This is a genomic window from Micromonospora sp. B9E7, assembly GCF_039871815.1.
GTDB lineage: Bacteria > Actinomycetota > Actinomycetes > Mycobacteriales > Micromonosporaceae > Micromonospora.
Genome location: NZ_JBDPLX010000013.1, coordinates 139,425 through 161,434, shown reverse-complemented (window position 1 = coordinate 161,434; position 22,010 = coordinate 139,425). Strand labels below are relative to the sequence as shown.

23 protein-coding genes are annotated in these 22,010 nt (G+C 68.2%); 14 read left to right on the top strand and 9 right to left on the bottom strand.

Going from position 1 to position 22,010, the window contains the following annotated elements; all coding sequences use genetic code 11:
* Nucleotides 1–23 precede the first annotated feature (23 nt).
* From ABGB10_RS21470 to ABGB10_RS21460, 3 genes are all read right to left on the bottom strand, one after another.
* Nucleotides 24–695, bottom strand: coding sequence for an FKBP-type peptidyl-prolyl cis-trans isomerase (locus tag ABGB10_RS21470; protein ID WP_347662665.1), 672 nt, complete (start codon nt 693–695; stop codon nt 24–26).
* A gap of 145 nt (nt 696–840) precedes the next feature.
* Nucleotides 841–1,479 carry a DUF4241 domain-containing protein gene (locus ABGB10_RS21465; RefSeq protein WP_347662664.1) on the bottom strand — a complete coding sequence of 213 codons (639 nt, stop codon included), beginning with the start codon at nt 1,477–1,479 and terminating at the stop codon, nt 841–843.
* Nucleotides 1,480–1,554: 75 nt separating this feature from the next.
* Nucleotides 1,555–2,562, bottom strand: a complete 1,008-nt coding sequence (locus tag ABGB10_RS21460; RefSeq protein ID WP_347662663.1) for a Ku protein — start codon at nt 2,560–2,562, stop codon at nt 1,555–1,557.
* Between the two features lie 85 nt (nt 2,563–2,647).
* Here ABGB10_RS21460 and ligD (ABGB10_RS21455) point away from each other — a divergent pair, with 85 nt between their 5' ends.
* The 4 genes from ligD (ABGB10_RS21455) to ABGB10_RS21440 are packed head-to-tail and all read left to right on the top strand — an operon-like array spanning nt 2,648 to nt 5,935.
* Nucleotides 2,648–3,589 carry a non-homologous end-joining DNA ligase gene (ligD, locus tag ABGB10_RS21455; RefSeq protein WP_347662662.1) on the top strand — a complete coding sequence of 314 codons (942 nt, stop codon included), beginning with the start codon at nt 2,648–2,650 and terminating at the stop codon, nt 3,587–3,589.
* The gene (ligD, locus tag ABGB10_RS21450) at nt 3,579–4,493 is read left to right on the top strand and encodes a non-homologous end-joining DNA ligase (RefSeq protein ID WP_347662661.1); all 915 of its coding nucleotides are present in this window, start codon (nt 3,579–3,581) and stop codon (nt 4,491–4,493) included. Before ligD (ABGB10_RS21455) ends, ligD (ABGB10_RS21450) begins: the two co-directional genes overlap by 11 nt.
* A gap of 33 nt (nt 4,494–4,526) precedes the next feature.
* On the top strand, nt 4,527–5,045 hold the full coding sequence (locus ABGB10_RS21445; protein WP_347662660.1) for a SigE family RNA polymerase sigma factor: 519 nt from the start codon (nt 4,527–4,529) through the stop codon (nt 5,043–5,045).
* Nucleotides 5,046–5,050: 5 nt separating this feature from the next.
* Entirely contained in the window at nt 5,051–5,935 is an 885-nt protein-coding gene (locus tag ABGB10_RS21440) for a hypothetical protein (RefSeq protein ID WP_347662659.1), read from the top strand.
* A gap of 48 nt (nt 5,936–5,983) precedes the next feature.
* Here ABGB10_RS21440 and ABGB10_RS21435 read toward each other — a convergent pair whose 3' ends face one another.
* Nucleotides 5,984–8,290: an esterase-like activity of phytase family protein gene (locus ABGB10_RS21435; RefSeq protein WP_347662657.1), complete on the bottom strand. Its 2,307-nt coding sequence runs from the start codon at nt 8,288–8,290 to the stop codon at nt 5,984–5,986.
* A gap of 122 nt (nt 8,291–8,412) precedes the next feature.
* Between ABGB10_RS21435 and ABGB10_RS21430 the strand changes: the two genes are divergently transcribed.
* Nucleotides 8,413–9,468, top strand: coding sequence for a hypothetical protein (locus ABGB10_RS21430; RefSeq protein WP_347662656.1), 1,056 nt, complete (start codon nt 8,413–8,415; stop codon nt 9,466–9,468).
* A 10-nt stretch (nt 9,469–9,478) separates the two neighbouring features.
* On the opposite strand, the gene ABGB10_RS21425 is transcribed toward ABGB10_RS21430, so the two are convergent.
* Nucleotides 9,479–10,210 carry a hypothetical protein gene (locus ABGB10_RS21425; protein ID WP_347662654.1) on the bottom strand — a complete coding sequence of 244 codons (732 nt, stop codon included), beginning with the start codon at nt 10,208–10,210 and terminating at the stop codon, nt 9,479–9,481.
* Nucleotides 10,203–11,348: a hypothetical protein gene (locus ABGB10_RS21420; protein WP_347662653.1), complete on the bottom strand. Its 1,146-nt coding sequence runs from the start codon at nt 11,346–11,348 to the stop codon at nt 10,203–10,205. Before ABGB10_RS21420 ends, ABGB10_RS21425 begins: the two co-directional genes overlap by 8 nt.
* Before the next feature lie 141 nt (nt 11,349–11,489).
* Here ABGB10_RS21420 and ABGB10_RS21415 point away from each other — a divergent pair, with 141 nt between their 5' ends.
* Both ABGB10_RS21415 and ABGB10_RS21410 read left to right on the top strand, forming a co-directional pair.
* Complete coding sequence (locus ABGB10_RS21415) at nt 11,490–12,242, top strand: TIGR03089 family protein (RefSeq protein WP_347662652.1); 753 nt, start codon at nt 11,490–11,492, stop codon at nt 12,240–12,242.
* Between the two features lie 158 nt (nt 12,243–12,400).
* A complete protein-coding gene (locus ABGB10_RS21410) occupies nt 12,401–13,363 on the top strand; it encodes a zinc metalloprotease (RefSeq protein ID WP_347662651.1) in 963 nt (320 codons plus the stop codon).
* 115 nt (nt 13,364–13,478) lie between these two features.
* On the opposite strand, the gene ABGB10_RS21405 is transcribed toward ABGB10_RS21410, so the two are convergent.
* Complete coding sequence (locus ABGB10_RS21405) at nt 13,479–13,964, bottom strand: carboxymuconolactone decarboxylase family protein (RefSeq protein WP_347662650.1); 486 nt, start codon at nt 13,962–13,964, stop codon at nt 13,479–13,481.
* 103 nt (nt 13,965–14,067) lie between these two features.
* Between ABGB10_RS21405 and ABGB10_RS21400 the strand changes: the two genes are divergently transcribed.
* Nucleotides 14,068–15,048: an RNA polymerase sigma-70 factor gene (locus ABGB10_RS21400; RefSeq protein ID WP_347662649.1), complete on the top strand. Its 981-nt coding sequence runs from the start codon at nt 14,068–14,070 to the stop codon at nt 15,046–15,048.
* Nucleotides 15,049–15,113: 65 nt separating this feature from the next.
* On the opposite strand, the gene ABGB10_RS21395 is transcribed toward ABGB10_RS21400, so the two are convergent.
* Both ABGB10_RS21395 and ABGB10_RS21390 read right to left on the bottom strand, forming a co-directional pair.
* Nucleotides 15,114–15,383: a hypothetical protein gene (locus ABGB10_RS21395; RefSeq protein ID WP_347662648.1), complete on the bottom strand. Its 270-nt coding sequence runs from the start codon at nt 15,381–15,383 to the stop codon at nt 15,114–15,116.
* Complete coding sequence (locus ABGB10_RS21390) at nt 15,380–15,649, bottom strand: DivIVA domain-containing protein (protein ID WP_347662700.1); 270 nt, start codon at nt 15,647–15,649, stop codon at nt 15,380–15,382. Before ABGB10_RS21390 ends, ABGB10_RS21395 begins: the two co-directional genes overlap by 4 nt.
* Before the next feature lie 363 nt (nt 15,650–16,012).
* Here ABGB10_RS21390 and ABGB10_RS21385 point away from each other — a divergent pair, with 363 nt between their 5' ends.
* From ABGB10_RS21385 to ABGB10_RS21360, 6 genes are all read left to right on the top strand, one after another.
* Entirely contained in the window at nt 16,013–16,246 is a 234-nt protein-coding gene (locus tag ABGB10_RS21385; protein WP_347662647.1) for a winged helix-turn-helix domain-containing protein, read from the top strand.
* Nucleotides 16,247–16,895: 649 nt separating this feature from the next.
* Nucleotides 16,896–17,615, top strand: coding sequence for a hypothetical protein (locus tag ABGB10_RS21380; protein WP_347662646.1), 720 nt, complete (start codon nt 16,896–16,898; stop codon nt 17,613–17,615).
* A gap of 412 nt (nt 17,616–18,027) precedes the next feature.
* Nucleotides 18,028–18,813 (top strand): ImmA/IrrE family metallo-endopeptidase, encoded by a 786-nt coding sequence (locus tag ABGB10_RS21375; RefSeq protein WP_347662645.1) that lies wholly within the window; start codon nt 18,028–18,030, stop codon nt 18,811–18,813.
* 12 nt (nt 18,814–18,825) lie between these two features.
* The gene (locus ABGB10_RS21370) at nt 18,826–20,262 is read left to right on the top strand and encodes a hypothetical protein (RefSeq protein WP_347662644.1); all 1,437 of its coding nucleotides are present in this window, start codon (nt 18,826–18,828) and stop codon (nt 20,260–20,262) included.
* A gap of 1,421 nt (nt 20,263–21,683) precedes the next feature.
* On the top strand, nt 21,684–21,797 hold the full coding sequence (locus ABGB10_RS21365; RefSeq protein WP_347662643.1) for a helix-turn-helix domain-containing protein: 114 nt from the start codon (nt 21,684–21,686) through the stop codon (nt 21,795–21,797).
* A 15-nt stretch (nt 21,798–21,812) separates the two neighbouring features.
* The gene (locus tag ABGB10_RS21360) at nt 21,813–21,920 is read left to right on the top strand and encodes a hypothetical protein (protein WP_347662642.1); all 108 of its coding nucleotides are present in this window, start codon (nt 21,813–21,815) and stop codon (nt 21,918–21,920) included.
* Nucleotides 21,921–22,010: the final 90 nt, after the last annotated feature.

Here is a 22,010-nt window from a genome sequence, read left to right as displayed (position 1 = left end):
ACAACCGGGACGATTCGGTCAGGTCACTGGGCGGCGAGAACGTCCACCACGAAGCGCAGCGGGCCGGTCGGGCGTCCGCCGGCGGCGGCCTCGTCGTTGCCGTACGCCAGCTCGCCCGGAATGTCGAGCTGCACCCGGCTGCCCACGGTCACGCCGACCAGGCCCTGGTCCCAACCGGGGATGACCTGACCGACGCCGATCGGGAAGGTGGCCGGCTGCCCGCTGCTCCAGGAGGAGTCGAACTCCTTGCCGTCCTTGAAGAACACCCCCACGTAGTTGGTGGTGATGTTCTGGCCCTTCTGCACTGCCGGGCCCGTGCCCTTGATCAGTGGGGTGACCGTGAGCTTCTTGAGGTCACCCGTGCCCGGCGTCACCGTCGGCTTGGTGCCCAGCGCCGGGTCGGCGCCCTCGGGCAACTGCGGGGCGGGGGGAGCGCCGGGCGCGTCGGGGGCCGGAGCCGAAGCGGACGGAGTCGCGTCGGCCTGGGTCTTGGGCTCGTCGTCGCCCCCGCCGATCGCCACGAAGAGGGCGATCAAACCTCCGGCCACGACGACCGCGGCGAGGCCGCTGATCCACGCGTTGCGCTTCCGCCTCGCGTCGGCTGCCTTCTTCGCGGCCAACTGGGCGGCCAACCGGCGCCCCGACTTGGTCGCCGGGCTCTGGTCTGGGCCCTTCTGCTGCGTCCGCTCGCTCACGTCGTCGACTCCCTGCTGCGAAGTGTGGCCGGCACCCGGTGCCGGGGGGAAAGCCGACGCACACGGTACCCGCACCGCGGCCCACCGTGCCCGCCGCGGACGCCTCGGATCGCCCAGCGCGGGAGTTCCGGGACCTTCCCGGGCGTTATTCCGGGACGACCATGAAGTCGGTCACGAACGAGGTGATCCGTCCGTCGGCGGTACGACCGATCCAGGTGCCGTAGCAGCCGTCTCCCCAACCGGTGGCCACGGTGACGACGTTGGCCCCGCTGGCCTCGTCCAGAACAGCGGTGATCAGACCCGGCACCGGGGACGCGGGCAGCTCGTCCAGGATGAAGACCTCCTCGACCCGATCCTCGTCCCAGCCTTCCAGGGCGGCGAGCGCCGTCGGATCGGCGAGGGTGCCGACGCCGGCGTCCACCCCGTACCCGAAGTAGTCGTCAGCGCCGAGGGTGGCGACGTCCTGGTCGCCCGCGACGGCCGGCTCCCAGCGGTCGGTCGGCTCGTCGGAGACGACCAGTTCGAACGCGGCCACCCGCCGGTCCACCTCGGCGTCCTCGCGCAACACCACGGCCACCCAGGCGCGGGCGGGATGCCGCCCGGGCGGCACGGTCACCGTGAACGGCTCGGCCTCGGGGCAGACCAGCGGGTCACAGCCGACCACCCGGCCGGTCGGCAGCACGACGTCACCCACGGGGTGGACCTCGATCACGTATCCGCCGTGCTCGTCGGTGAAGCGGGCGCCGGGCGTCAGCAACCGGTTCAGATCAGGGGTGTACGACATGGGGGGCTCCTCCGGGTCGCCAGCGGCCGGCGGAGCGTACCCGGTGCGGCGGACACCGCCGCCGCTGCCGTCCGGTCAGGCGCTCTTGCGGGGTGCCGTCTTGCGCGCGGTCGTCTTCTTCGCCGGCTCCGTCTTCTTCGCGGGGGTCTTCTTGGCGGCTGTCTTCTTCGCCGGCTCGGCCGTCTTCTTCGCCGCTGTCTTCTTCGCCGGGGCCTTGGCGGCCTTCTTCTCGGCCGTCTTCTGGGCGGATCGAGCCGACGAGATGGGCGTCGGCTCACCGCCACCGCCACGAGCGGGCTGCTCGCCGCGGGCGGTCCTCGCGCGCTCCACCGACGCCTTCAGCGCGGCCATCAGGTCCACGGCGGCGGCCGGCGCCTCCTCGACCTCCTCCGGCTGCACGACCTCCCGACCCTCCACCTTGGCGTCGATGACCTCCTGCAACGCCGCGCGGTAGTCGTCGGTGAAGACGTCCGGCTCGAACTCACCGGTCATCGAGTCGATCAGGGAGCTGGCCATCGCCAGCTCCGGCGGGCGCACCTTGAGGTCCTCGTCGAGGAAACCGAAATCCGGGGTACGGATCTCGTCCGGCCAGAGCATCGTGTTGAGCAGCAGTACGCCCTCGCGGACCCGGAGCGTGGCGAGCTGTTCCCGCTGGCGTAGCGCCACCTTGACGATGGCCACCCGCTCCGAGTCGATCAGCGCGTCGCGCAGCAGCACGTACGGCTTGGTCGCCGCGCCCTCCGGTTCGAGGAAGTACGCCTTGTTGTAGAGGATCGGGTCGACCTGCTCGGCCGGAACGAACTCCAGCACGTCGATCGCACGGGAACTGGTCAGCGGCAGTTCGGCGAAGTCCTCGTCGGTGAGGATCACCATCTCCCCGCCACCGATGTCGTAGCCCTTGGCGATGTCGTCGTAGGTGACCTCCTCGCCGCAGACCGAGCAGGTGCGCTTGTAGCGGATCCGGCCGCCGTCCTCGCGGTGGACCTGGTGGAACCGAATGTCCTTCTCCTCGGTCGCGGAGTAGAGCTTCACTCCGATCGAGACGAGCCCGAACGACACGGCTCCCTTCCAGATGGCACGCATCCTGCGCTCCCTTCCCCGGTATCGACCATGCTCGCATCCGAAAGAACCGGACGCGAGGTGTTCGGCCTGGTACTACAGTCGGGTCGTGCCCGGAGCGCCGCTCAAGCCGATGCTCGCGATGACCGGGCCGCTCCCCGCAGGTGACGGCTGGGCTTACGAGTTCAAATGGGACGGCATCCGGGCGCTCGCCGACATCTCCGGCCGTGCTCAACACCTGTATGCCCGATCCGGCGTCGAGATCACCGCCGCCTATCCCGAGCTGGCCACTCTGCCCGAGCAGGTCGACGACGTGCTGCTCGACGGCGAGGTGGTGCTGCTCGGCGAGGGCGGGCAGCCGTCGTTCACCGCGTTGGCCGAGCGGATGCACGTGCGGGACCGGAACAAGGCGGCCCGGTTGGCGGCGGTCATGCCGGTGACGTACATGATCTTCGACCTGCTGCGGTGGAACGGCGACGACCTGACGGGCTGGCCGTACGAGCGCCGCCGCGAGGCCCTGGACGCGCTCGCCCTCGGTGGTGCCCGGTGGGCGGTGCCGCCGGTCTTCTCCGACGGCCAGGCCACCTACGAGGCGGCTGCCGAGCACGGCCTGGAGGGCGTGATGGCCAAGCGGGTCGGTGCCGTCTACCGCCCGGGGGTGCGCTCCCCGGACTGGGTGAAGGTCAAACTGGAGGTGACCGGTGACTTCGTCGTCGGTGGCTGGCGACCGGGCGCGCGTCGGATCGGCGGTCTGCTGGTCGGGGTGCCCGGCCCGGACGGCAAGTTGATCTATCGGGGGCGGGTTGGTGGCGGTATCGGCGCCGCCATCGAACGGCAGCTCCTCGCCGAGTTGGAGCCGCTGCGGTCCGGCGCGTCACCGTTCGCGCCGGGCGTGCCGCGCGAGGATGCTCGGGGGGCCATCTGGGTAGAACCCCGGGTGGTCGTGGAGGTGAAGTACGGCCAGCGCACCCCCGACGGCCGGCTGCGCTTCCCCCGGGTGCTGCGGTTGCGCCCGGACAAACCTCCGGAGGAGGTCGACGATGCCGGGTGAGCGGCTACGGGTGACCGTCGAGGGTCGCCCGCTGGAGCTGTCCAACCTGGACAAGGTGCTCTACCCGGCGGCGGGCTTCACCAAGGGTGAGGTGATCGACTACTACACCCGGATATCCCCGGTGCTGCTGCCGCACCTGCGGGACCGGCCGGTGACCCGGATCCGCTTCCCCAACGGGGTGGACGACAAGTCGTTCTTCGAGAAGAACGCGCCGGCCGCGACCCCGGACTGGGTGCGCGTGGAGAACCTGCCCGCTCCCGGGTCGACGAAGGGCCGGGAGACCATCGACTACGTGGTCGCCGACGACCTGCCCACGCTGGTGTGGCTGGCCAACCTGGCCGCGTTGGAGCTGCACACGCCGCAGTGGAAGGTCGGCGAGCACCCGGACATGATGGTCGTCGACCTGGATCCGGGGCCGCCGGCCGGGCTCGCCGAGTGCTGTCCGGTGGCGGTGCTGATGCGTGACCGGCTCGCCGACGACGGGATCGAGTCGTACCCGAAGACCTCCGGCAAGAAGGGCATGCAACTCTGCTGCCCGATCGCGGGCACCCAGTCGTCGGACGTCGTCTCCGACTACGCCCGACGGATCGCCCAGGAGTTGGAGAAGGCCCACCCGAAGCTGATCGTGTCGAAGATGGCGAAGAACCTCCGCCCGGGCAAGGTCTTCATCGACTGGAGTCAGAACAACGCGGCGAAGACCACGGTGGCGCCGTACTCCCTGCGGGCCCAGGCGGTGCCGTCGGTGTCGACGCCGCTGACCTGGGACGAGGTCGAGGCCGGCGCCCGTGGCCGGAAACCGGCCGTCCGCCAGTTCACCGCCGCCGAGGTCCTGGCCCGGGTCGAGGAGTACGACGACCTGCTCGCCCCGCTGCTCGACGGCGGCCCGGAACTGCCCACGGCCTGACAACCTTTGGCGATCCCGCCGCGTGTAAGGCGCGTGACCGACCAACAGAAACCACTGTCCGCGACGGACCGGTCCTACGTCGCGTTCGTCGAGGTGGCGTGGCAGCGACACATCCGGCTCGCCATGCTGCTCAGCGGTGACCGGTGGCGGGCCGAGGAGCTGCTCCAGGACAGCCTGGTCAAGGTATACGAGCGGTGGCGGCGGCTGTCCCGGCTCGGCGACCCGCACGCCTACCTCCGTCGGGCCCTGGTCAACAACCACACGTCCGGTTGGCGTCGGCGTCGCCGTGAACGTCTCTTCGCGGACGTCCCCGACCGGGCCACCCCGGCGGACGGCATCGGCCCGGACGCGGTCGTCCTGCGCCGGGCGCTGATGTCGCTGCCGGCCAAGCAGCGAGCGGTGGTGGTGCTCCGCCACTACGAGGACCTGAGCGAGCGTGAGGTCGCCCAGGTGCTGGGTTGCTCGCTGGGCACCGTCAAGAGCCAGAACGCCCGAGCCCTGGGCAAACTCCGCCACCTCCTTGAGGAATCCTTCGACTCGGTAAGCAGGTGAAAGTCATGAACAGCATCGATGACCGTCTCGCCCATCGGCTGCACGACATCGTCGACGGCGAAACGGGTTCCGAACCCCCGGTGGGCGCGCTGATCGAGCGCGGTCGGCGGGCCCGCCGACGCCGGACCACCGCGCTTGTCGGTACCACGTGCGCGTTGCTCGCGCTGGGCGTCGGCAGCGCCCTGACCGTGTCGACCAACTCCCCGTCGGGTCGGTCCGGAGTCACCACCGAGGCCGCGCGACCGGAGCCGGTCTCACCGGCGATGCGGCTCGTCTCGGCCGCCGCCGCCAGCGAGAACATCAGTTACCGGATGCGGCTGACCAACTCGGGCCCGGGCGGGCTCACCTACGAGGGCGCGTTCGACCCGAGGACCGCAACCGGCTGGGTCCGGGCGCCGCAGGACGACTCGGTGATGACCGAGTTGCTGATCGACGGCACCAGGTACGAGGGTGGGGAACGGCCGCTGGGCACACTGCCTGCCGACAAGGGGCCGGGCGAGACGTACGGCCGCTACGGGCAGTACCCGGGGACGTATGACCGGCTCTCCCTCTACGGCGACGGGAACGCGGTACTGGGTGCGGCCGAGCCCGATCCGGCCGCCCTGTTCGCGGCGCTGAAGCGGCAGAACGCGACCGTCACCGAGAAGCCGGACGGTTCGCTGCACTTCACCTACGCCGAGACCGGAAAGGACGGGTCGAGCAGCACGGCCGGCGACGTCACGCTGCACGGCGACGGCCGGATCGCGACGGTGGCGCTCACCGTCACCTGGCAGTCGACCGCGAAGGGTCGACTCGACACGGGGACTGTCAACTCGACGCTGGAACTGTTCGACTACGGCACCACAGTGACGGTCCAGCGCCCGAGCGATGTCGTGATGATCAAGGAGTAGCCGCCGCACGGCCCGGCGTCCACACTCGTGGACGCCGGGCCTGCCGGATCAGCGGTGTCCGAAGACCTTGCGGCTGGAGCCGAGGCGCAGGAGCACCGTCTCGCCGGTGGCGTCCTGGACCGCGTCGTTGTCGGTGATCGCGTACACCTCGCCGTTGCCGGCCACGGTCAGACCCTCCAGCTTCTCCTGGGTCCACCCGTTGCCGGCACGCATCGCGGGCAGCACGTCGACGGCGAGGGTCTTCGGCAGCACCGTCAGCGGGCCGGTCGCCGCCGCGCCCGGCAGCGGCACCGTGTAGATCCGCTTGACCGTGGCCGCCGGGCCGTTCAGCTTGTCCCGTTCGATGACCGCCAGCTGGTCGCCGACCACGGTGATCTCGGAGAGGCCCATCCAGTCGCCGGGCACTGTGGTGCTGCCCAGCTGGTAGCCGAACCAGCTCCAGGTGCCCGCGGCGACGTCGTACCGGCCGAGCCGGACGATGCCCGCCGGGTCGGTGCTCAGCTCCCGCTGCACGGCCACCCAGACGATCTCCCGGCCCTGCCGGTCGGTGGTCGCGGTGACGCCTTCCAGGCCCTGCTTGCCGAGACCGGCCGAGACCTCGGCGGGTAGCGCGACGGTCTGCCGGGTCACCCCGGCCGCGTCGAGCCGGACCAGCTTGTTCTCCGCGCCCTTGGCGCCCTCGACAGCGAGCCAGAAGCCGCCCTGCGGGCGGGCGAAGATGCCCTCGGCGTCGTACCCGACCGGCGCTCCGGCCGCGTCCTTCACCGACAGCGCGCCGGTGACCACGGCGGGCGTGCGCTTCGCGTCGATGGTGAGGATGCGGGTCTGGCTGTACGCCGCGTCGGTGACGCTGTAGAGCTGGTCCCGCTTGCCCGGTGCCGCGCTCAGCGCGCCGAGGGCGCCCCAACCGATCGGTGCACCGGCCCGGTCGGTGTCGGACACGATGCTCGGGAACGTCGGCGTGCCCTTACCGAGTTGGAAGAGCGACACCGACGCCCGGACGTTCACCGACGCGTCGTCCTCCTCGCTGGAGACCGCGAGCAGGCCCCGCGACGGGATGGGCAGCAGGCCCTCCGGCCCGTTGGTGGTCGGCAGGACCTGCTTGAACACCGGCTTGACCGGGTTGTTCAGGTCGTAGACGGCGACGAAGTTGCTGCGCTCCGAACCGACGAACGCGTACCGCACGCCGTCGTACTCGGCGACGGCCACGCCCTCCGGCTCGGTGCCCTTCTTGCCGGCGCGGTCCTCGTTGTGCAGCCCGTACGTGACGGCGAGCCGCTCGAAGGTGTTGCCGGCGTCCCAGGCGACCCGGCCGCTGCGGCTGTCGAAGACGGACCAGCCGCGGCTGCCGCCGTGCCAGTCGCCCTCGTTGGCCGTGGCGAGATAGCGGTCGTCGACCCAGGCCACCGCGTCCGGCTCGCGCGGCACGTCGGTGATGCTGCCGGTCAGGTCGATGACACCGTCCTTCCTGGTGTCGATCCCACTGATGGTGGCGGTGCCCGCGCTGAACACCTTGGTGATCCGGCCGGTGGGCAGGTCGACGAGGGCGACGCCGTTGTTCTCCTGCAGCGTCACGGCCAGCTGGTTACGGCTGTTGATCGAGACGTACTCCGGCTCCGGGTCGGTAGGCGCGGCGAGGCCGGCCTGGACCAGCGCGGGCAGCGCGGTGCCGTCGGCACCGGTCAGCGCGACCGGCCGCAGCCGCCAACCGGCCGGGGACTTCCCGGCCAGGTCGACGATCTGCACGAAGCCGGCGGGCGCCTGAGGCAGGTCACCCTCCTCGCCGCCCGGCGGGGTGGCTTCCTCGTCGCGCTCGTTCTCGATCGCGATCGCGGCGTACCGCTTGTCCTTGCTGATCGCGATCGAGTCGGGCTGGCCGCCCAGGTCGAAGCTGGCCACCCGCTTGCGGCTGGCCAGCTCGATCACGTCGAGTCGACCGGACGGCTCGGTGAAGCTGCTGCTGGTGTTCACCACCACCAGCACGTACTTCCCGACCACGGCGACCGAGGTCGGCTCGTCCTCGGCGTCGCCGAGCTGCGCCAGGGAGAGCGTGCCGAGGCCGCGCGGCCGGTCGGCACGGGAGATGTCCAGGAAACCGATCCGCCTGGCCAGCGCATCGGTGTGGATCAGGGTGCGGCCGTCCTCGCTGACCGCCGAGATCTCGGCGACCGTCGCGGTCGCCGGGTCCTCACCTGCCGGACGGTTCTGGAACACCGGGTACGTGGCGACCCGGTCGAAGGCGAGCGACCTGGCTGGGTGGTGGTGCCCGCCGGCCGACGCGGGGGCGGCCCCGGTCAGGCTGGCGGCAGCGACACCGGCTGCGGTGAGCGCGGTGAATGCTCTTCTGAGTGTCAAGGACTTCCTCCGTTAGGTCGTACCGCACGGAGGCTGACACCTGTCGGGGAGCATCAGCTTGCGTCGACGTGAACAGCGGGCGAAGCGCGCAACCACGAGGTGCCTGCCGCTACAGTGCGACCATGCGGCAGAGTGAGCTTGTCGATGCGCTGAGTAAGATTCCGGCATTGAAGGTGGTGGCCGACGGCCCCGCCCTCGTCGTCACGGTGCCCGCGATCGGCGAGAGCCTGCGGCTGCACGCCGAGGCGGTGACCTGGCTGAAGCACGGTGTGCTGCCGACCGGGGATCCGTTCCTGCAGCTCCAGGGACGGCAGCAGGACCAGGAGGTACGCCTGGTCCTGCTGAACGACGATCTGGGGTGGGTGCCACCCGACGTCAACTCGCTGCTGGACACCGCGATCCCGGTGACCATCAACGGCGCGCCGGAGATGGTCGCGTACACCGACCTGGAACGTGAATCCGTCAGGGCACTGGCTGAGGCCGACCGGCCGGACGTGAACCTGTTCGCCCTCACCGCGACGCTGCTGGTGCACCGGTGCGCCATCGTCGGTGCCCTGCGACTCGGTCTACGGCCGCTACGTGCTGTTCGGCTCTGGCACGAGCTGTGGTGCCACGTGGGAGAGTTCCTGACCGATCCGTTCTGGCCCGATCCGTACTGGGACCGGCTCCTGCTGGAGGCGGGAGTGCCGCTGGCGCCGTACGAGGAGGCCAGAGCCGGGGAGCGACCGGCCATCGAGGCGTTGACGGTGGCCGACCTGCGGGCGATGGAACCGGTACTGACGGTGACCCGGGCGGACGACCGCTTCCTTGCCGCCTGGCGACAGTGGATGAAGCTGACACCGCGCCAGGTGTGCGAGGTGCTCGCGGCGGACCTGCCGGAGGCGAGGATCGAGGTGTCGCTCTACATGGAGGGAGGGGGAGCGGTCTCGATGCGCATCGCGCCGGCCGGAGTCTTCCAGGCTCTGATCGAGTTGCGGCTGTCCTTCACCACGCGGTCCGCGTCACTCGACGAGATCCGCATCGCCGAGGAGTTGAAGGGCAGCGGGCTGTTCGGGCGCCTGCGGTCGAACATCGAGAACTTCACCCGGGCCTTGGGACTGCTCTCTCTGAAGGTCTACGCCACCGGTGACGGCAGTGTGGCGTTCGCCCTCGCCGGCTACGACTGGGACCGATCCTGAGTCAGCGCCGTCAGCCCCGGCCCGTCAAGGTCCGCCGGAGGTGGGCGGTGGCGTCGGCCCCGATGGCCTCCTGAGTTGCCGTCAGCAGTCGCCCACACAGCACCCGGGCGGTCTCGATCTCGGAGCGGGCGTGTCCCACCTCCCGCAGCAGGGTCTCGCTCTCGTCGTCCGCCACCGCTCGGATGTCCGGGACCTCCCGCCGGCGCGCGTTCTGCACCTCGTTCGTCACCACCAGCACGAAGTCCGTCCGGTTGTGGGCGAGTGCGGTTGCGGTGGCGGCGGCCGGGCTGCCGGCCACCAGGCGGGTGACGGCCTCGGCGGGCAGAAAGAACAGCGTCGTCGTGGAGAACTGACTGAGGGCGGCCTGTTGCTGCCAGCGGGTCAGCAACCCTGACTTGCCGTCGAGGAAGGGTGCCATCGCGAACGCGAAGTCCACGTCGACGGTGGCGAGCAGCGCCCGGGAGTCGGCGATACCGCTTCTGAGCTGGTCGATCAGCGCGGACTGCCGGTGCACCAGGGCGGCGAACTCCGACTGGTCGTCGGCGCGGGATTCGCCGGTCGAGATCAGGGTGTCGGCCAGGGCCAGGAGGCGCTCGCCGTTCACGCACAGCTCCTGAAGCGTGAGGGCCAGCTCCAGCAGCTCGCCGCCGACCTTCGCGTCCTGGGACACCGCCCGCCGGTCCAGCAGCCTGGTGACGTACGAGACGATGATCTGGACCATCGTGGACAGCAGCTCACCCACTGCGCGGCCCCCTCGAAAGCGGTGTGGCCGCGAGTGTAGTCGCCGTCCGCCGGCCCTCGCCGGATCGCCACCAGGCGCCGCCGACCAGGGCCACGGTGATGACGGTGACCGCGACGTCGCCGGCCAGGGCCGCCGTCGGGCTCGCCGGGGAGTACGGCGGCACCAGGTACGCGAACCCGGCGGCGCTGACCAGGCTCGCCGAGCCGGCGGTGAGCACGTGCCGCTGCCCCCAGTTCACGCCCGACGACCAGTACGCGACCAGGCCCCCGACGGGCGCCGCCAGCCCCAGCGCGATGGCCACTCCCGCCCAGCCGGGGGTCAGGTCGGTGCCGAGATGAACGAGGACGATCAGCAGACCCACCCACAGCGGATGCGGCACCCGACGAGTGCGGCGTGGGTCCCTTTGCTCTGCTGCCCTCCATGCACCACCGGCCGTGCGGCCCGGGCGTCGCCAGTGCGGCAGGAGGGCCGCGGTAACGAGTGCGAGAACCACCAGCGCGGCGAAGGTCAGTTGGAGTGGGCTGGCCAGGAAACTCTTCCGGCCCCCGTCGGACGCGAAGATCAGCAGGCTGCCGAGCAGGTAGAGCACACCGACCACGACGAGCCCAGGCCGGCCCAGCCACGGCCGGAGCCGGCGGTCCGCACCGAGGAACGACTCGATGAGCACGATCGGCGCGCAGATGGTCAGCACGATGTGGTTGCCCACGTAGTCGACGGCCTGCCGGAGGCTGAATTCGAGCCCTGGCACCAGCGTCGCCTCGGCGGCGGTGCCGGTGTCGGCGTACTGGGTGTCGTCGAGGTAGTCGGGGTTGAACAGCGACTGGTCGACCAGCCCGGCCTGGAGCACACCGAACGCGGCGGCGAGCAGCACGATGGTCGGCCAGCTCGCGCCGAGGTGCCGGGTGGTCTCCCGGATCAGGATGGCTGCGCCGCCGTACATCGGGCCCAGGAAGATCAGCACCGGGAGGAAGTCGTCGATGGCGAAGCCACCCCACGAGCACTCGGCCGCCCACGGCGCGAGCAGCAGCAACGCGATCACCGGCAGGAGCCGCCGGCGCAGCGGCAGCCGGCCAGCGGCGACCGGGCGGTCGGCGGCGGCGGGATGGTCGGCGGTGACGGGGTCGGGTTCGGTCGGCATCGGCGCTCCTCGGCGGCGTCTCGGAGGTCACCTGCACCATGCGCGGGCCACCCGGTCACCCGATACGGCCATCGGCCGACGACCGGTGCGACGAAAGTCGTTGAGTAGGGTGGTACCGACGTCGACCCGGGGAGCGTGGAGATGCAGCCAACCGTCACGGCCGACCTCGTCGCCCGGCCCGTCGAGGCCGAGCATCCGCTGCTCAGCTACCGCGACGAGGCGACCGGCGAGCGCGTCGACCTGACCGCTCAGCAGGTCGGTCAGTGGGCGGCGCGCAGCGCGAGCCTGCTGCGGGACGGCTGCGGGTTGGGCCCCGGCAGCCGCGTAGCGGTGTTGCTGCCTCCGCACTGGCGTACCGCCGTGGTGTTGTTGGGCGCCTGGGCCTCCGGCCTGGCGGTGTCGTTCCGGCCGCGCGCCACCGCGGGCCTGGCGGTGCTCGAACCCGGCGGCGACCGTCCGTTCGACGCGGTCTTCGTGGCCCCCGAACGGCAGGACGACTGGTTGGAGGACGTGCCGGACGCGACCCACCGCTACCTCGTCGGCACCGGCCCGGGTCGCCTCGCCGACGTGCCGTTGGGCTGGCTGGACTGGTCCGCCGAGGTGCTCCGCCACGGCGACACCACGCCCGACCACACCGCCATCCGCCCGTCGGACGCAGCCTCCGCGGACGGCACCACCTACGGCCAGTGGGGCGCGCTCGCCCAGGAGCTCGCCACGATGCTGGACCTGCGCGCCGGTGACCGACTGCTGGTGGACGCCGCCGAGACCGAGCAGCCGCTGAAGTGGCTGCTCGCGCCGCTCTCGGCCGGCGCGTCAGTGGTGATCAGCGCCAATCTCGACCCGGCCCGGCGGGACGCCGTGGTCGCCGCCGAGCAGGTGACCCGGGTGCTCTGACACCCGCCGGTCCGGCCCAAACAGCGCTCCGCGACCCTGTTCTGTTACATCGGTATCTGCCCTGCTCAGAGGGGCTTTTGTCGATGTCGTCGGCGTGTTCTCATACCCGAAGACGACGTCATCGACCTCGCACCGCTCCCTCACTGAAAGGTGCACCGATGCACAGGAGACCGACCTTCCGACTGGCCGTCCTCACCGCCACCGCCGCGACCCTCCTGGCGTCCGGCGGAGCCTCCGGAGCACTGGCCACGGCCGCCCCCGCGACCGCCTCCCCGGGCGTCGCGGCCTGCGAGCCGGGTGCCGACGCACACGGCGCCGCCCGGGTCGCCGAGGGCGCCACCGCGCAGGAACCGGAGCTGTACGCCAAGAACGAAGCCAACGCCTACGGCGTGATCAAGGACGCGCCGCGCCTGCCCAACGGCAGCGTCACCATCCCGACGGTCTTCCACATGATCTCCGACCACCCGCTCACGGCAGCCGAGACGACCAGGTGGAACACCCTGATCGCGGCGCAGATGGCGGTGCTCAACGACTCGTTCGCGGGTCGTACGGCGGGCGACGCCGCCGACACGCCGTTCCGGTTCTCGCTCGTCGACACCACGTGGACGGTGAACAGCGCCTGGTACACGGTCGTGCCCGGCAAGAACGAGCGGGACATGAAGAAGGCGCTGTACACCGGCGACTCCCGCACGCTGAACGTGTACGCGGCCAACATCGGTGGCGGGCTCCTCGGCTGGGCGTACTTCCCGAAGGGCTACAACAACGGCCGCGACTACATCGACGGCGTGGTGATGCTCGACGAGTCGATGCCGGGTGGCACGGCCGGGAAGTACGCCCTCGGTGACACGCTGACGCACGAGGTGGGGCACTGGCTGATGCTGGAGCACACCTTCGCGCACGGCTGTTCCGCGTCCGGCGACTTCGTCGCGGACACCCCGCGCGAGGCGGCGCCGCAGTTCGACTGCCCGGTGGGCGCGGACAGCTGCAGCGCTCCCGGGCTGGACCCGATCCACAACTTCATGGACTACACGCAGGACTCCTGCATGAACATGTTCACCGCCGGCCAGGCCGACCGGATGAGCGACGCCTGGGTGGCGTTCCGCGCCGGTGGCGGCAAGTAGGCACACCGCGCCGGGGGGCCGCGACCAGCGCTGCGTCGGCCCCCACATCGCCTCCGCCGATGGTCGGCGTGCCCGGTCCAGGGTCGGGTGATCCCGGACCGGGCACGCCTCCCGTTCAGTCGAACGCGGTGGCGAACATACCCGGCTGGTACGAACCACCTCGCTGGTGCACGATCACCGCGAGCCGGTTGGCCGCGTTGATCAGGGCGACCAGGGCGACCAGCGCGGCGATCTGGTCGTCGTCGTAGTGCTTGCGCACCTGAGCCCAGGTCTCGTCGGACACGCCCTGGTGGGCGTCGGCGAGCCGGGTGCCCTCCTCGGCGAGCGCCAGCGCGGCCTGCTCGGCCTCGGTGAAGACGGTGGCCTCACGCCAGGCGGCCACCAGGTTCAGCCGGACCGCACTCTCACCGGCCGCCACCGCCTCCTTGGTGTGCATGTCGATGCACCAGCCGCAGCCGTTGATCTGGCTGGCCCGCAACGACACCAGCTCCTGCGTGGACTGCGGCAGCGACGACCGCTGGATCACCTGGCCGGCGTTCGCGAACCGCTTGAAGAACTTCATCGCGGTCTCGTTGTCGAACATGTTGAATCGGGCGTCCATGGTTCCGTCCTCCACTCGGGTTGTTCGATCGGACGACCATGAGATGCCGGCCGTCCCCGATCTGTGACGGCGCGGCCGGGGTGACGACCGCCACAGGCCGCAGGTGTCACAGAGCGACCGCGTCCGGCATCTGATGGGCGACGCAGTGGAGAGCGAACAGGAGTCACCCATGGTGGGCACGCCGCAGACCGCCGCCGACGACCGCCCGGACCGGGCCACCGAGGCGTTCCTCGTCCACCGCAACCTGCTCTTCACCGTCGCGTACGAAATGCTCGGTTCGGCCGCCGACGCGGAGGACGTACTCCAGGAAACCTGGCTGCGATGGGCGGGCGTCGACCTGGGCACGGTCCACGACCAGCGCGCCTACCTGGTCCGCATCACCACCCGGCAGTCACTCATCCGGCTGCGGACGCTCGGCCGCCGCAAGGAGTCCTACGTCGGCTCCTGGCTGCCCGAGCCGCTGCTCACCGCCCCCGACGTGGCCGAGGACATTGCGCTGGCCGACAGCGTCTCGATGGCCATGCTGCTGGTGCTGGAAACCCTCGCGCCGACCGAACGCGCCGTGTTCGTGCTGCGCGAGGTGTTCGACCTGGGGTACGACGAGATCGCCGAAGCCGTCGACAAGAGCCTCGCCGCCGTCCGCCAGATCACCCACCGTGCCCGCGCGCACGTCGCCGCGCGCCGACCCCGCCAGGTCGTGTCCGCGGCCGAGACCCGGAGCGCGCTTGACGCGTTTCAGCGGGCCATCGAAACCGGCGACCTCCAGAGCCTGCTCGACATCCTCGCGCCGGACGTCGTCCTCCTCGGCGACGGCGGCGGCGTCAAACAGGCCGTCCCGCGGCCCATCCTCGGCGCCGACAAGGTGGCCCGCCTGCTGGCCGGCGGGTGGGGCAAGGTGCCGGGCGTCACCTCGCTGCGGCCTGCGCAGGTCAACGGCTACCCGGCGCTCATCGTTCACCTCGACGGCGAGCTGGACACCGTCGTGGCCGTCCGCATCGACGACGGCCTCGTCACCGGAATCTACGCCGTGCGCAATCCCGCGAAGCTGTCACACATGGAGCGGGAGACCGTCCTGAGCCGCTGACCCTCGTCACCCGGTCGCCCAGCGGCGCGGCTGTCTCCACCTGCAGAGTTGATGACGTAGACGATTCAGCGCCGTCGGGGCCACGGCGGGCGTGGCGCGCACGCCGAAACGTGGTCCACTGCCAGCGCGCACCGGCCGTGTCCGTGCGGCAGCGGCCGGTCGCAGAAGACCCAATGTCGTACGCCCTGCTGGTCCTCGGCCGAGACGGTGATCCCGCCGGGCTCGACGTGGGCGCTGAGCCGGGCCAGTACCCGGGCGGCGGTCCGGGCGAAGATCCGGGCCCGGAGCAGGTCGGGTGCGGTGACCGGCAGGTGGATCACCCAGCGCTCGGTCATCGGTAGCGGTGGTTCGCCGACTGGGCGCTCTGCCAGGCGCGCAGTGCGTTCTTGATCCGTACGTTCTCCTCTTGCACCGCGACCAGGGCGGTCTGCGCGACGCTGAGTTCGTCGGCCACTCGGTGTAGGAACGCGCGGATCTCGACCGGGTCGAGGCCGCGCCGGCGGACGTTGAAGCACCGCTCCCGGATCTGCCACGGGCGCAGGTTGCGGGGTACTTCGCTCGGCGGCTGTGCTTCCTTGTGCCGGCTCACCAGCCGGCGGATCAGATTGGGCACGCGGTGACCGCCCTTCGTCAGGTCGCCAAGGTGGAAGGGGTGGTCTCCGCCGGTTGCGGGCGGCGGAGACCACCCCGCCCTGCCACCGCAGCCTGGATCAGCGGTATGGCAGCAGGGCCGTTTGTCTCTTGCTGGTGCTGGCACGACTGACCGGGGGTGCCAGCCGTGCCAGCGGTGGTGGATGCCCAACCGGGAGGCCGGCTGCCTACCAGGCGATCCGTTGCCGGGTATCCGTGGAGCAACCTACAATGCAAAGCATGATAAGTGCAAGCACTGAGCATGCTAAGCAGGCGAAGCCTTGGCCGACGGCGTGTGGGCGTGGGAAGATCTTGGCGCCTACCAGGAGTTGCCATGCCCCGAATCTCAGACCGTCAGCGCATAGCCCAGGACATCCGCGACAAGATCGCGTCCGGGGAGTACGGATCCGGAGCGAAGTTGCCTTCGCTGCGGGAGATGTCTGCGCACTACGGTGTTTCGGCCGAGCCGGTTCGATCCGCGCTACTGATCCTGCAGGCCGAGGGCCTGGTCGAAGGCCATCAAGGCAAGGGCGTGTACGTGACTGGGACTCGGCCGGCGACCGACTAGCTGGCGTTCACCTGCCGACTGGATACCAAACGTCTGCCTTCTGCTCGGCCGCGATCGACCTCCGATCGCTTGCTGTGTACGTCCGGCTCCAGCCACGACCCCCGCCGGGGGGATGCGGTCTCAAGCTGTCGGCTGCTGTCAATCGGTGACGGCACGCGTTGACGAACAAGTGCCAAGCCTCGTCGGTTGACGTTCCGGACCGACCCGGATCAAGGCTCCCGCTGCCTCCTTGCTGCCTCGCTGCCTGACGCCTCGCTGTCGACAGCTGCCCCTCTTCCTAGTCCCCCTGCGTCCGTCGGCGAGGTCCTCCCTTCTGCTCACTTGGCAGCTGAACCAAATGTGTCGGTCGTCACTTAAGCCTCCTTGCGCGCGGCCATCCTGGTGCCGCCAGCGCTGTGACCGTCTACCGAAGCTCCTGGTCAGGCCACCTAGGAGGGACAAAGCACAGAGCGGGACCGCCGCGTGCCGGTACCGAGCGACACGCCCAAAGCGGAGCGAAGCTTGCTGTGCGAAAAACTAAAGTCCATGATGCACCGAGCGCGTAGGACGCTGAAGTGACCTGGGGGCAAGGTTGAAACCGTCATGGCTTGACGCCCGGTTCGGGCAGACTGCAGCAGGCCTGCGCGCGGGGGCGGCGCTGGGACTGACTGTGGCCAACGATGAAGCCGGAAGCGAGTACGCGGCGAGCAAGTTCAAGAAGCCGGCGGTCTACGGGACTGCACGCTACTACTACGGCCTTGAGGCACTCGCCTACAGCCTGAAGCGGACCGCGGACGCTCAGGTCTTGAAGCTGTACGGGCGCCCGTACGCCGTGGTCAACGGCGTCCTGGTCTACCCGTGGTGCTTCGGCAACTCTAAGGATCTGGACCATCGCGAGATCCCGATCCGCAACGCCTCGGAGTTTAAGCGCGATCTCTTCGCCGCCAGAACAGCGAGCCGTGACCGTGCCCAGAGCTGGATCGACTTCACACCCAACGAGGACAGCTCGATCGGCGTAGCTCTCCGAGCATTCGTCGAGGAAGGTGATGAAGTCCGTGAACTCCGAGCACTCATGGTGGGGTATGCGTCGAATCCGCAGGCCGGCCTCCTACGGGTCGTCCTTGGTGACGTTGAACTCTACTCCGACGGCCACCTCCACTGGAACAATGACGAGGAGTTGTCAATTGAAGCCGCACTAGCAGGTGATCTTAGTATCACGAGGCAGGATATTGCCGACAGCATTACGCGATTTGATTCCCTGCCCGAACCCGACATCGATCTGTCCCTCCAGGTCGACGGGCTGGCGGCAGGCAGCCCTATAGAGGAACAGCCCCATGCCAAACCGAACGGATCGACTGAAGAAGGTAACCCATCTACCGAAGTCTCCTGATACAGCGATAGAGCAAGCGGCTGATGCCGTCGAGCTATTTGACGGCTCACGCCTCACTCAGGCCCGCCAGCTCGCGGCATTAACCAAACGCGCGCTTGCGGAACTTGTGGGCGTATCGCCAGCTGCGATAGGACAATACGAATCAGGCACGATTAGGCCCCGGCCAGACCTCGCGATGAGGCTGGCCGAGGCCCTTAGTGTGCCCGTACGCTTTTTTGCTTTCTCGCCTGGGCGGCCGAGAGCAAGCATCGACGCTTCGATGGCTCATTTTAAGTGCCTGCGTTCTACTCGGGCGTACGAACGCGAGCGGGCCGCAGCATTTGCAAGCCGGATCTCCGAAGTAGGCCAAGCGCTAGAGCGGCATGTACGCCTTCCCGCAGTAAATGTCCCCGGCTGGGTGGGAGGAGAGGTCGTGCCCGAGCTGCCGTTGTCGCCGGCGGCTGCCGCACGTGAATTGCGCAGGCGTTGGTCACTAGGGACGGGGCCGATACCTCACATGGTAAGGCTGCTTGAGTCTAAGGGGATTGTGGTATGCGTTCTTCCATTCTCGGAAGCGGAGCGGGTTAGGGCTTTCTCAAGTTCGCGGCTTCCCCGCCCTGTTGTCGTTCTGACAAACGACAGGAATGACGTCTACCGCCAAAGATTCTCGGCGGCTCACGAACTGGGCCACCTTGTAATGCACGGGGAGGCTCGTCCAGGAGATATTGAAAACGAGCGGGCAGCGGACAACTTCGCTGCGGAGTTCCTGATGCCCTCATCGAGTATCAGTTCGGACCTGCCTGCCAGGGTTGACTTCAAGACTTATGTTCGACTTCAAGAATCTTGGGGAGTGTCGGTCGACGCATTGCTTTACCGAAGCCGCGAACTTGGGTTACTAGGTGACGCTCCCTACCGCCGCGCATGGCAACGACTTGCTGAGTTCCGATCGAATGGAATCATGACTCCCGAACCGATTGAGGGATATCCGGGTGAGCAACCTGTCCTGTTAATGCGGGCGCTCGACATTGCTCGGCAACGGGGATTGACCATCGAGAAGCTTGCGGCCGGCCTGGAGTTGTACGAGGAGACAGTTCGACTTTACCTGGGAGCGGAAGAAGAGCCACTACCCGAGGTTAGCTTCGTGGATTTCGCCGCTAGGCGACGTATAGAGCCGCCGACTGGCCTGATCAAACAGGCGTCCGCAACGGGAGGGGAATGATGAGCAAGCACGATGAAGTCGCTCTGCCCAGCTCAGACGACGGTGAGCTCTGCTCAGGCGGGAGTACCGGCCCTTGCTACTGAACTTGAACAGTATGAGAAATTCATGCTTGCGGAGATCGGCAAGCGGCATCTGCCGGTCGATGGTGTTCTCGTTCCCGTTGACGAACGTAGGCGCGTGTTGGTGAACCTCGACGATGCTCTTACGCGCTTGAGCGAGCCACACCGTGCTCGATCACTCTACCTCTCGAAGTTTGTGATGGCCATTGCGAGTGGTCTGTTCGATGCCGCCTTGAACTACCTCTGGGACGAAACCATCAGCGAGCTCCGCCGGAGGGTCCAGACGTACGACTTGGCCTACTTCTACGACTTGGCAGTCACAGCCCCCGATCGCAGGAAGAAGTTGCAAGGACCTGACGATCTGCCGCAGGTTTCCGACTTTGAACTTATTTCTGCAGCCAAGTCGATGGCATTAGTATCTGAGGTGGGCTACAAGCAGCTTGACCTAGTGCGGTATATGAGGAACTTCGCCAGCGCTGCGCATCCGAACCAAACAGAGCTGACAGGCCTGCAAATCGTCGGTTTCTTGGAAACCTGCATTCGAGAAGTAATCACCCTGCCCGAAAGCACGGTGGTGACCGAGGTCCGCAGACTCCTAGCTAACGTGCGCGCCAACCCGATCTCGAATGCCGAGGCGGGACGGATTGCCTCCTTCTTCCGCGAGCTCAGGCAGTCCGAGGCTGACAATCTCGGGCAAGGCTTGTTCGGCATATACGTCGATCCGAACTCTAAGCCCGTGCCTCGAGACAACGTTCGGCTTCTAATGCCGTCCCTCTGGCCCCACCTCTCCGAGCCGACTAAACAGGGATTCGGGATCCGCTACGGCCGATTTGTGGCGAATCATGATCAGCAGCAAGCGGACTTCGCCAGGGAGCTTCTTGATACGGTCGACGCAACCTCCTATCTTCCGGAGAACGTCCGCGTCGCTGAGATTGATGAAGCAATCGAAGCTCTCCTAGCAGCGCACGAGGCGATGAACAACTTCTATAACGAGCCGCCGCTCGCGCGTCGGTTGCAGGCGCTCGTGGGTAGCCAGGAGGTGCCGAACCTCGTTCGGCAGAAATATATTTCGGCTCTGGTGAAGCTGTATCTGGGCAGCCCAAGCGGTGCGGCGTGGAACGCTGATCCGATCTACACCGAGCTCATAACCAACTTCTCGCCTAGAGAAGCCTCGATGGCCTTGCTCATGTTCCGGGACTTGGATGTGTCTTTGAAGCTTCAACACCCGCAGCCTCGAGATAAGTTCGCCGAGTTACTCGTCCTTCTCGGGCCTAAAATGGTGGGACGTGCGCGTGATCTTTTCGCTGCTATTCTGAAGTTTTCCGGACCTAGAGATTCAATGCGGCTGGACAGTGAACTCCTTCGCCTGGCAAACGCCGTCGGTAGCTGAATGCGAAGGGTTAGCTTGATTCGGCCAATCCGAACGAAATGATGGGCCGCCGGACACGTGGGACTAAATTTGGAAAGGAGGACAGTGACCAGTCCGCGCGAGTGGCGGCAGACTCAATCCGGCCTATACGTGCCGTTCCGCGTTTCGCCTCAAGGTGAGACTGGGAAGAAGGAAGAGGAATCGTCGTCGCCTCGAGCCTCCTTCCGTGGGCGGCTACCTGAGTGGATTATGGCGCTTACGGCGGTTGCCACAGCGCTTCTCACGTCTTTGTCCGTCCTTGTCGCTGTCGATTCCCTTCGCGCCCAGTCCATCGCGCTGACAGGGCAACTTGAAAAAGACGCCGAGGATCGGGAGACCAGAGAAAGGGAATCCGCCTCCCGCGTGACCTGGGGGGCGGATATAGGCACCGGCACGATAAGTGTGCGGAATGCGTCGACCAACCACATCTACCTTGCCACGTTCAGCTACCGGCCGGAGTCAGGCCCAACCAAATATCTACTTCTGCCCAACATCCCACCGTGCACGACCCTTACCCTTCCGTCCGACGTGCCCGGTATGGAGAAAGTAACTAGTCCGGGCAATATGCTACCCAGTTCTCTGACCTTCGAAGATTCGGGCGCGTCATGGTCTCGGTCGTTCATTGGACGCCTCACCCGGGCGGTCGCGGACGACTTACCGGATTCGAAGCGCGGCCAGGTGGTCGCCGATCTTGTTTACGATGCTAAATGGCCAAGCCGCTTGACGAGAATCGACGGCTGCATCTAGGTGTGTCAGCGACGCAATCACTGGTCGAGCCATACGACGTCCCATCCCGTGTGCCGTCGACCCGCCCTCCTGGGGAGCGGGCCACCGCCCGACCCGCCACGTCAAGCGGACCTTGACGAAGGTTCGGACGCTGGTGGGTCGGGCGGTGGTCTGCTCGGCTTGCCCGGGTCGATGGCAGACGGGATGGCCTACCGCAACCACCGACGGACCGTGACCTGCCGACGATGCCCCGGCCATCCTGGAGCCGGAGCGCCCCCGCCGGAGGCGCCCTAACCGCGGCCCCGCGGGCCGCCGCCAGTTCGCCGACGCGGCCGCCGTCTGCTCCCCTTCGCCGCGCGGGTTCGTGGCCGTGCGGCGCGGCCGGCTGCCGGCCACCCCCTCACGCGTCAATGGTCTGTCGGTCTGCGGCGGCCGTCCGGGCTTTCCCGCTCTTAGCGCCAGCCGCCGGGCATCAGGCGTGACGGCCGCAGAGCGACAGCGGCAGCGGTCGGCGCGCGCCCAGGCGGCGGCGCGTGCGGCCCGTCAAGGGCCAACTTGAAGACGTACATAAACTTTGAACCACTTCGCCGGCAGCCCGGTGTCCGACTCCGGTTGATGCGTTACACGGTGGCTTCACTTGATGCGTGACACTCCGCTGAGTGCTGGTGGAGCTGAGCGTGACGGAGCAGCGGTATCGCGCAGTGTTGGAGGTCCAGGCCGGGCTTCCGGTGTCTGAGGTTGCCGAGCGGTTCGGTGTGTCCCGGCAGGCGGTGCGCCGCTGGTTGGGCTGATATCGCGATGAGGGCTTGGACGGGTTGGCGGATCGCTCTCATCGCCCGCATGCTCATCGGCGCAGACCAGTCCGGAGGTCGAAGCGGCGATCTGTGAACTGCGGCGTGGGCATCGCCGCCTGAGCAGTCGGACAGTTCATGGTGAGCCCACGCCTCCAAGAGGGCTGTTGATCAACTAACTGTTCACCCCTACAGCGTCCGTCTCTCACCCGG

What these genes read in the sequence shown, in the direction of transcription:
- ligD (WP_347662661.1), top strand. Translation starts at nt 3,579, where the DNA reads ATGCCGGGTGAGCGGCTACGGGTGACCGTCGAGGGTCGCCCGCTGGAG.
- ABGB10_RS21420 (WP_347662653.1), bottom strand. Translation starts at nt 11,348, where the DNA reads ATGCCGACCGAACCCGACCCCGTCACCGCCGACCATCCCGCCGCCGCC.
- ABGB10_RS21460 (WP_347662663.1), bottom strand. Translation starts at nt 2,562, where the DNA reads ATGCGTGCCATCTGGAAGGGAGCCGTGTCGTTCGGGCTCGTCTCGATC.
- ABGB10_RS21410 (WP_347662651.1), top strand. Translation starts at nt 12,401, where the DNA reads ATGCACAGGAGACCGACCTTCCGACTGGCCGTCCTCACCGCCACCGCC.
- ABGB10_RS21405 (WP_347662650.1), bottom strand. Translation starts at nt 13,964, where the DNA reads ATGGACGCCCGATTCAACATGTTCGACAACGAGACCGCGATGAAGTTC.
- ABGB10_RS21465 (WP_347662664.1), bottom strand. Translation starts at nt 1,479, where the DNA reads ATGTCGTACACCCCTGATCTGAACCGGTTGCTGACGCCCGGCGCCCGC.
- ABGB10_RS21370 (WP_347662644.1), top strand. Translation starts at nt 18,826, where the DNA reads ATGAAGTCGCTCTGCCCAGCTCAGACGACGGTGAGCTCTGCTCAGGCG.
- ABGB10_RS21430 (WP_347662656.1), top strand. Translation starts at nt 8,413, where the DNA reads ATGCGGCAGAGTGAGCTTGTCGATGCGCTGAGTAAGATTCCGGCATTG.
- ABGB10_RS21415 (WP_347662652.1), top strand. Translation starts at nt 11,490, where the DNA reads ATGCAGCCAACCGTCACGGCCGACCTCGTCGCCCGGCCCGTCGAGGCC.
- ABGB10_RS21440 (WP_347662659.1), top strand. Translation starts at nt 5,051, where the DNA reads ATGAACAGCATCGATGACCGTCTCGCCCATCGGCTGCACGACATCGTC.
- ABGB10_RS21385 (WP_347662647.1), top strand. Translation starts at nt 16,013, where the DNA reads ATGCCCCGAATCTCAGACCGTCAGCGCATAGCCCAGGACATCCGCGAC.
- ABGB10_RS21395 (WP_347662648.1), bottom strand. Translation starts at nt 15,383, where the DNA reads ATGACCGAGCGCTGGGTGATCCACCTGCCGGTCACCGCACCCGACCTG.